Source organism: Kitasatospora sp. NPDC001095 (genome assembly GCF_053598615.1).
This window is the reverse complement of sequence record NZ_JBSFKQ010000151.1, coordinates 1-1,273: the sequence shown is the minus strand read 5'-3', so window position 1 is coordinate 1,273 and position 1,273 is coordinate 1. Positions and strand designations below refer to the sequence as shown.

Here is a 1,273-nt window from a genome sequence, read left to right as displayed (position 1 = left end):
ACCTCCGCCGCGAACGGAGCGATCTTCGCCTCGGCCAGCGAACGCACCGCCTCACGGAGCATCTCGTGCTCCTCGGAGATCCGGAAGAGATCGAACTCCTGGCTCATGATCGCCACTCCTGTTTCACGACGGTACTCAGTACCCTTCATTATGCATGCGCGCGGCAAAAAGGGAACTCAGTGCCTTCCCTTGGCGGTACTGAGTTCCCTATCCTTTTCGTGCCGAACTTCCGGCGTACTTTCGCCGTACTTCCGCCGAACGAGCCCGTCCGAGCGCAGGGAGATGACAGCGTGGTCCACCCAGCCATCGATGCCGACACCCGGAGCACGACGCTGTACTTCCAGCGCTGCACGTGGTGCAACAACCCGACCTTCCAACGGCTGCTCTGCCCCACTTGCGGCTCCACCGACCTCAGGCTGGAGCCCAGCGAGGGCACGGGCGTGGTGCGGCGCTGCGCGGTCGAGCAGGCCCGGACGCCGCTGGTCCGTCAGAAGTCGCTGATCCGGATGGCGGAGGGCTTCGACGTCTGGTGCATCGTGGACGGGATGCGCAGCACCGTCCCGGTCGGCACCCGGGTGCGGCTGCTCTCCTCCCCCGACTCCGAACAGCCGGAGCTGCGGCTGCTGCCGATGGAGGAGCCGCCGTCGCCGCCGGACACCGAACCGCGCCCGCTGCCGCCGGCCCAGGGCGGCTTCACCCAGCACCTCGCGGCCTTCGTCGCGGAGTGAGCCGCGGGCTCGCCGCGGGGTGCGTCACGGGCTCGGTCGCGGACCGCGCCACCGACCGGTCGGGCCGGGCGGCGCGCCGGGAATCCGCCGGGAGACGACGGAGGGCGTGGCACCGAGTACCCCTCGGTGCCACGCCCTCCGTCGCCGTCGTTGTGCGGGATCAGGCCTTGCGGGCCTTCACCTCGGCGGTGAGCTGCGGCAGCACCTCGAAGAGGTCGCCGACCACGCCGTAGTCGGCCAGCTCGAAGATCGGGGCCTCGGGGTCCTTGTTGACGGCCACGATGGTCTTCGAGGTCTGCATGCCGGCCCGGTGCTGGATGGCGCCCGAGATGCCGTTGGCCACGTACAGCTGCGGGGAGACCTGCTTGCCGGTCTGGCCGACCTGGCTGCTGTGCGGGTACCAGCCGGCGTCCACGGCGGCGCGCGAGGCACCGACGGCCGCGCCCAGCACGTCGGCGAGCTCCTCGACCACGCCGAAGCCCTCGGCGGCACCGACACCGCGGCCGCCGGAGACCACGATCGCGGCCTCGGTCAGCTCGGGACGG

Annotated in this window: 2 protein-coding genes; one reads left to right on the top strand and one right to left on the bottom strand. The window is 70.6% G+C overall.

The window, feature by feature from the left end:
• Positions 1-290 precede the first annotated feature (290 nt).
• Complete coding sequence (locus ACWDBB_RS36245; protein WP_449793658.1) at positions 291-728, top strand: hypothetical protein; 438 nt, start codon at positions 291-293, stop codon at positions 726-728.
• Positions 729-888: 160 nt separating this feature from the next.
• On the opposite strand, the gene ACWDBB_RS36240 is transcribed toward ACWDBB_RS36245, so the two are convergent.
• Positions 889-1,273 (bottom strand): electron transfer flavoprotein subunit alpha/FixB family protein (locus ACWDBB_RS36240; protein WP_396318904.1); only part of this gene is annotated, 385 nt, incomplete at its 5' end.